The 7,198-nt window shown below is 68.9% G+C and carries 4 protein-coding genes; 1 reads left to right on the top strand and 3 read right to left on the bottom strand.

What is annotated here, in order from left to right:
• Nucleotides 1-93: 93 nt before the first annotated feature.
• The 3 genes from grcA2 to dxs form a co-directional block, all read right to left on the bottom strand.
• Complete coding sequence (grcA2, locus tag GZ998_RS09295) at nt 94-339, bottom strand: autonomous glycyl radical cofactor GrcA2 (RefSeq protein WP_136194409.1); 246 nt, start codon at nt 337-339, stop codon at nt 94-96.
• A 77-nt stretch (nt 340-416) separates the two neighbouring features.
• The gene (locus tag GZ998_RS09290) at nt 417-2,537 is read right to left on the bottom strand and encodes a pyruvate formate lyase family protein (RefSeq protein WP_219109676.1); all 2,121 of its coding nucleotides are present in this window, start codon (nt 2,535-2,537) and stop codon (nt 417-419) included.
• A gap of 466 nt (nt 2,538-3,003) precedes the next feature.
• Nucleotides 3,004-4,980 carry a 1-deoxy-D-xylulose-5-phosphate synthase gene (gene dxs / locus GZ998_RS09285; protein WP_162678636.1) on the bottom strand — a complete coding sequence of 659 codons (1,977 nt, stop codon included), beginning with the start codon at nt 4,978-4,980 and terminating at the stop codon, nt 3,004-3,006.
• 219 nt (nt 4,981-5,199) lie between these two features.
• Here dxs and GZ998_RS09280 point away from each other — a divergent pair.
• On the top strand, nt 5,200-7,198 hold a 1,999-nt coding region (locus GZ998_RS09280), incomplete at its 3' end, for a S9 family peptidase (RefSeq protein ID WP_219109675.1).

Raw genomic sequence — 7,198 nt, 5'->3', positions numbered from 1 at the left:
GACGGGCGGCCGGGGCCAGGAAGTCCTGGTCCCGGCCGCCCGTCCGCTTCGGGGTGATGGTCTCAGTCATCTGAGTCCCTCACCGGTGGCGGTTCAGGCGCCGGCGTGGAAGGTGCGGTTGAGCACGTCAAGCTGCTGCTCCCGCGTCAGCTTGACGAAGTTGACAGCGTAGCCGGAGACACGAACCGTCAGGTTGGGGTAGTTCTCCGGGTGCTCCATGGCGTCCTCGAGGGTGGAGCGGTCCAGCACGTTGATGTTCGCGTGGTACAGCCCCTTGACGCCGCCGTTGTCGTCGCGCTGAGCCTTCATGGACTCCAGGCGCTCTTCGTACGTGGCCATAGCAGGCCCCTTTCTGAGTGAGGTGAGGTGTTTGTATTCGAATGGTCTAGTGCCTCGCGACCACCTGGGCGGCGGAATCAGACCTCGGCGCCCTCGTCGGGAACGAAGCCGGCGTCGAGGATGCCCACCAGGTTGGCCACGCGCTCGTCGAGCGTGCGGCCCAGGCCCTGGGGCGTGATCGTGTTGGTCAGGGAGATGCCGTCAAGGGCGTCGTTGTAGTCCAGCTTGCCGACGCTGAGCATGGAGGCCACCATGCCGTGGGTGTCCATGCCGTTCTCCGGGTTGGCGCCCGGGGAGAAGGGCGTGCCCTTCTTGTGGCCGGAGGGGAAGGAACCGGTCGCCTTGCCGTAGACGACGTTCGAGGTGATGGTAAGCACGGACTGGGTCGGGATCGCGTCCCGGTAGAAGGGCTGCTCCTTGATCTTGGACATGATGGTGTGTACCACGGTGGCCGCGATCTCGTCCGCGCGGTCGTCGTCGTTGCCGTAGATCGGGAAATCGCCCTCGGTGACGTAGTCAACCACCAGACCGGTCTCGTCGCGTACCGGGGTGACCTTGGCGTACTTGATGGCGCTCAGGGAGTCGGCGACGATGGACAGTCCCGCGATGCCGCAGCCCATGGTGCGCACGATCTCGGAGTCGTGCAGCGCCATCTCGATGGACTCGTAGGCGTAGCGGTCGTGGCAGTAGTGGATGATGTTCAGCGCCTCGACGTAGGTGCCGACCACCCAGTCGAGCATCTTCTCGTACTTGTCCCAGACCTCGTCGAAGTCCAGCGGGGCGTCGCCCTCAACACCGGGCAGGCCGGTGACGACCTGCTTGCCGGTCATCTCGTCACGGCCACCGTTGATGGCATACAGCAGCGCCTTGGCGGCGTTGACGCGAGCGCCGAAGAACTGCATCTGCTTGCCCACCCGCATCGGGGACACGCAGCAGGCGATGGCGGCGTCGTCGCCCCAGTGCTCGCGGATCTGCTCGTCGGCCTCGTACTGGATGGCGGAGGTCGTGATGGAGATCAGCGCACAGAAGTCCTTGTACCCCTGGGGCAGGTCCTCGTTCCAGAAGATGGTGATGTTCGGCTCGGGGGCGGGACCGAGGTTACGCAGGGTCTGCAGCAGCCGGAAGGAGGTCTTGGTGACCAGCGGGCGGCCGTCCTCACCGAAGCCGGCGTCCGACCAGGTGGCCCAGTAGGGGTCGCCGGAGAAGATCTGGTCGTAGTCGGTGGTGCGCAGGAAGCGGGTGATGCGCAGCTTCATGACCATGTTGTCGATGAGCTCCTGGGCGCGGGACTCGTCGATCACGCCGTTCTTCAGGTCGCGCTCGAAGTAGATGTCCAGGAAGGCCGACAGGCGGCCGATGCTCATCGCCGCGCCGTCCTGGGACTTCACCGAGGCCAGGTAGGCGAAGTAGGTCCACTGGACGGCCTCGTGCGCGTCCTTGGCGGGGCCGGAGATGTCAAAGCCGTAGGAGGCGGCCATGTTCTTGAGCTTCTTCAGGGCCTTGATCTGCTCGGAGTGCTCCTCGCGGTAACGCGCCCAGTGCTCTGAGAAGGGCTTGTCCACCACGGCGTCCTTGGCCTTCTGCTTGAGCTCGATGAGGCGGTCGACGCCGTACAGCGCCACCCGGCGGTAGTCGCCGATGATGCGGCCGCGGCCGTAGGCGTCGGGCAGGCCGGTGATGATGTGGCTGGAGCGTGCGGCCCGGATACGTGGGGTGTAGATGTCGAAGACGGCGTCATTGTGCGTCTTGCGGTAGCGGGTGAAGATCTTCTTGACCTCGGGGTCGACCTCCTTGCCGGCCTCCTTGATCGCCTGCTCCACCATGCGCCAGCCGCCGTTGGGCATCATGGCGCGCTTGAGCGGGGAGTCGGTCTGCAGGCCGACGATGACGTCGTCGTCCTCACTGATGTATCCGGCAGGGAACGCGTCGATGTCCGACGGGGTGTGGGTGTCGACGTCGAGGATGCGCACCTTGCGCTCCTCGGACAGGTAGTTCTTCTCCAGGGTGTCCCACAGGCGCAGGGTCTTGTCCGTGGCGCCGGCGAGGAACGATGCGTCGCCCGTGTAGGGCGTGTAGTTGCGCTGGATGAAGTCGCGAACGTCGACGTCCTCGGCCCACGGTCCCGTGGCGAAGCCCTCCCACGCGTCGCGGCTGGTGGTCTCCTCCGCCGTAGCGGATGCTGTGACCTCGGTGGTCATCCGTGCCCTCCTATAGGGTGGGTGGCCCGGGCCACCCGATTGCTTGCGCCCTTGTGAGGCGCGGCGGTACATCGTTGCGCCGTCGACACCAGCCTAGGCCAGACGTCCCGGCTTGTGTTAGGTCGCCCCAATGCGGCCCGGTGGGATCACTCACAGGCAAACACCAGCGGCCACCGAGTTAGGACTTAAGTCCCCGCCGTCGTTGCGGGGTGTGCGCGCCCGCACCTCTTCAGGCCTCCGCCACGCCTAGCGGGGCGCGGCGGAGTCGGCGCGACTGCGCGGGGCGTCGGGCTTGCGCGACGGGCACAGCGCCAGATCGCAGCACCAGGCCACGGCACTTGACCGCAGCACGAGCGCCCCGCCCCGCGCCGGTCCAGGCAAGCCCCGGAGCCCGTCCGAGACTGGGCTCACAGCTGCGCACAACCAGTGCAAGTCCTCCAGGCGTGGGACTGGCGTCCTAGACGTCCTAGACGCGGAGCAGCTTCCGTGCGGCGGCGCGGATACCACCCGGGTCCATGCCGAACTCGGCCAGCAGCTCGCCGCGCTCCGCCGTCGGCAGGAAGCGACGCGGCACCCCCAGCCGGGCCACCCGCGGCACGCGCTCGGCGCCGTCGGCGAGCGCCGCATCCTCAACTGCGTCCCGCAGCTGCGAGCCCATGCCTCCCTCAACCAGGCCGTCCTCCACCACGAGCGTGCCGCCCGCGGCGCGCGCCAGCTCAACCAGCGCGGGCGGCACCGGCACGGGCCACCGCGGACAAACCACGCGCACGGCCAGCCCCTCTGCGGCCAGGCTCCGGCCGGCGTCGAGCACGCTGCCCGCCATGGCCCCGACTCCGACCAGCAGCACCGGCCGCTCCCCCGCCGTGTCGAGCAGGACGTCCACGGCGCCGAAGGGCCCGCCGTCCTCCCCCACGGTGCGCACGGCCGGCAGCGGAGCGGGCAATGAGCCCTTCGGATAGCGCACCACCGTGGGGGCGTCGTCCACCCCGACCGCGTCGCGCACGGCCTGCCGCAGCGTGTCCTCGTCACGCGGGGCCGCCAGGTGCAGCCCCGGCACGTGCGCCAGCAGCGCCATATCCCACATGCCATTGTGACTGGCCCCGTCAGTGCCGGTGATACCGGCCCGATCCAGCAGTATCGTCACGCCGGCCCGGTGCAGTCCCACGTCCATTAGCACCTGGTCGAAGGCCCGGTTCAGGAAGGTCGCGTACAGGGCTACCACCGGGTGCATGCCCGCGAAGGCCATGCCGGCGGCGCTGGTGAGTGCATGCTGCTCGGCGATACCGACGTCGATGACGCGCTCCGGCAGCGCGTCCGCCATTGGCTGCAGGCCCACCGGCTGCTGCATGGCCGCGGTGATCCCGACGATCCGCTTGTCGGCGCGCGCCAGCTGCAGCAGCTCCTGGGCTACGACGGCGGTCCACCCGAACCTGGAGGGAACCACTGGCAGTCCCGTCTCCGGGTGAATGCGCCCGACTGCGTGGAACCGGTCTGCCGCGTCCTCCTCCGCAGGGGTGTAGCCGCGACCCTTCTGGGTAATCACATGCACGATCACCGGCTCCGCGTACTCGCGGGCGCGGGTGAAGGCGAACTCCAGGGCGGTCTCGTCATGCCCGTCGACCGGGCCGGTGTACTTGATGCCCAGGTCCTCGAAGAACGCCGAGGGCACCAGGATGTCCTTCAGGCCGCGCTTGAGCCCGTGCAGCGCCTCGAAGGCGGCCCGCCCCGGCGCGCCCTGGGACAGCAGGGTGTGCTTCACCCCGGCGAGCATGCGCTCGTAGCCGGGGTTGGTGCGCAGGGCGTCGAGGTGGTGGGCGAGCCCGCCGATCGTCGGTGCATAGGACCGGCCGTTGTCGTTGACCACGATTACCAGGTGCTTGTCCGCGGAGTCGGCGATGTTGTTCAGCGCCTCCCAGGCCATACCGCCCGTCAGTGCACCATCGCCGATAACCGCCACGATGTGCCGCTTATCGCGGCCCTGGAGGCGATTGGCGCGGGCGATGCCGTCCGCCCAGGACAGGGCGGTGGAGGCGTGCGAGTTCTCCACGACATCATGGATGGACTCGCCGCGGGAGGGGTACCCGGAAACGCCGCCGCGCTCACGCAGGCGGCTGAAGTCCTGGCGACCGGTGAGCAGCTTGTGCACGTAGGCCTGGTGGCCCGTGTCAAAGACGATGGTGTCGCGTGGGGAGCGGAATATGCGGTGCAGCGCGAGGGTGAGCTCGACGACCCCGAGGTTCGGCCCCAAGTGGCCGCCGGTGCGCGCCACCGTGGCCACGAGGTAGCGGCGGATCTCCTCGGCCAGCTCCTCCATCTGCTCGCTGTTCAGGCGCCGCAGGTCACCGGGCCGCCGAATACCGGACAGCAGGGGCGTCGCGGGGAGGCTCACCAGCTGTTGTGCGCCGCGCTCCTGCGCACCGGACGTGGCAGTGTCTTCACTCATCGACGCAGCTCCTCCTGGTGGTGAACTCCGGTCTGACACGGCGTCCGGGCGCGCCGTCGGAAATGCCTCTCAGCATATGCACATCCGCCCGGCCCCGGCGCCACGACCCGCAAGGACTCGCCCGCAGGGCCCGCGGAGCACGTAATGTTGGCTCCTGACCGTATCTCCCGCCCGCAGCCCGGGCGGGTGGCGGCAGCCGCACCGCCCTCAGGAGGAACGATGAGCACGACAGCGCCTTACGGGACCTGGCCCTCGCCGATCACCCCCGGCACCATCACCACCCGCACCCTGTCCCTGTCACAGGTGCGAGTGGACGGCGGGGACACCTACTGGGTGGAGCAGCGCGCCTCACAGGCCGGGCGCCAGGTACTGCTGCGTCGTGACGGAGACGGGCAGATCGGCGAGGTGCTGCCACTGACCCCGTCCGACGAGCTGGTGGACGCCCGCACGCGGGTACACGAGTACGGTGGCCGCGCCTACGCCGTAGACTCCGGCATCATCGTCGTCTCCCACGCCGGTGACGGGCGGCTGTATCGCTATGACGTCGCCCACCGCCTGCGCGGCCTGGTGCCGCTGACCATCTACGGCGACGTCCGCCACGGCGACCTGGAGATCGACACGGCGCGCGGCCTGGTCTACGCCGTACGCGAGGACCACCGGGGCGAGGGGGAGCCGGTCAACTCACTGGTGGCGATCCCCCTGGACGGCTCGGGAGCGCGCGACGACTCCGCCGTGACCACGGTGGTCTCAGGCACGGACTTCGTGGTCTCCCCAACCCTGTCTCCCGACGGCGAGCACCTGGCCTGGATCACCTGGAACCACCCCGGCATGCCGTGGGACAACGCCACGCTGCACGTCGGCGACTTGCGCCCCGACGGCACCATCGGCTCCCAGGCCGTAGTGGACGGCGGCACCGGCTACTCGGTGTCCGAGCCGCGCTGGACCGAGGAGTGCGAGCTCGTGCACGTTTCCAATGCATCGGGCTTCTGGAACCTGTACCGCACCGAGGGCTTCCCGCGTCGCGGCACCAACCGCGAGGGCTGGACCGAGTCCTTGCGCACCCGCCCCCTGCACCCGGTCGACGCGACCTTCACGTCTCCGGCCTGGGTCCTGGGCCCGCACCACTTCGACGTGCTTGACGGCGAGCACCTGATCGCCTCGTGGGCGCGCGACGGCGTGTGGCACCTGGGTACCGTCAAGCTCTCGAACGGTGAGCTGGAGGAGTGGAACGTCGGCTGGCAGCCACTGGGGAACGTCGCCTCCTCCGCCGGGCGCGTGGTCATGCTCGCGGGCAGTGAGACCGAGCTGCCCAGCATCGTCGAGGTGCGCGGCCAGGAAGTCGAGATACTGCGCGGCTCGGGTGACTTCAACGCCTATGACGCCGGTATCTCCTTCGCCGAGCCCGTGTCCTGGCCCACCACCGACGGCGCTACCGCGCACGGCTTCTTCTACCCGCCGGCATCGGCCGCCTACGTGGGCCCTGAGGATGAGCTACCGCCCCTGATCGTGGGCGTACACGGCGGCCCCACGGCGATGGACCGGGCCGGCTACGACCTGCGCATCCAGTTCTGGACCAGCCGCGGCTTCGCCTACCTCGCCGTGAACTACCGGGGCTCAACCGGCTACGGCTCGGACTACCGCCGCCTGCTGAACGGCAAGTGGGGGGTCTACGACGTCGATGACGTCGTCTCCGGAGCGGAGTTCCTGGCCGCCTCCGGCAAGATCGACCCTGCCCGTATCGCGGTGCGCGGCGCTTCCGCCGGCGGGTTCACGGCGCTAGCGGCGCTGGTCCGCTCCGAGCTGTTCAGTGCCGGCACCTCCCTGTACGGCGTCGCCGACCTCGCGCAGCTGGCCCGTACGACCCACAAGTTCGAGTCGCACTACATCCAGCGCCTGGTGGGCGCCGAGGACCTGCATGATCCGGTTTACGCCGAGCGCTCGCCGCTCAGCCACACCGACGCCATTCACGCCCCGCTCCTGCTTCTGCAGGGCAGCGCGGATCCGATCATCCCGGCGGAGCAGGCCACCAGCATGTACGAGGCCGTGAAGGCCAAGGGCCTGCCGGTGGCACTGGATGTGTTCCCGGGCGAGGGTCACGGCTTCAACCTGGCAGCGAATGCGCACCGGGCGCTTCAGGACGAGCTGAGCTTCTACGCCCAGGTGTGGGGACTGGACTCGCCGACCACCGAGCGCCTGGCCATCAGCGTCGACAACCTCA

Source organism: Actinomyces sp. 594 (assembly GCF_019325145.1).
Lineage (GTDB): Bacteria > Actinomycetota > Actinomycetes > Actinomycetales > Actinomycetaceae > Actinomyces.
Note: the sequence above shows the minus strand (reverse complement) of the source record. Positions and strands in the feature narration are given on the sequence as shown.

What these genes read in the sequence shown, in the direction of transcription:
- grcA2 (WP_136194409.1), bottom strand. Translation starts at nt 339, where the DNA reads ATGGCCACGTACGAAGAGCGCCTGGAGTCCATGAAGGCTCAGCGCGAC.
- GZ998_RS09290 (WP_219109676.1), bottom strand. Translation starts at nt 2,537, where the DNA reads ATGACCACCGAGGTCACAGCATCCGCTACGGCGGAGGAGACCACCAGC.
- dxs (WP_162678636.1), bottom strand. Translation starts at nt 4,980, where the DNA reads ATGAGTGAAGACACTGCCACGTCCGGTGCGCAGGAGCGCGGCGCACAA.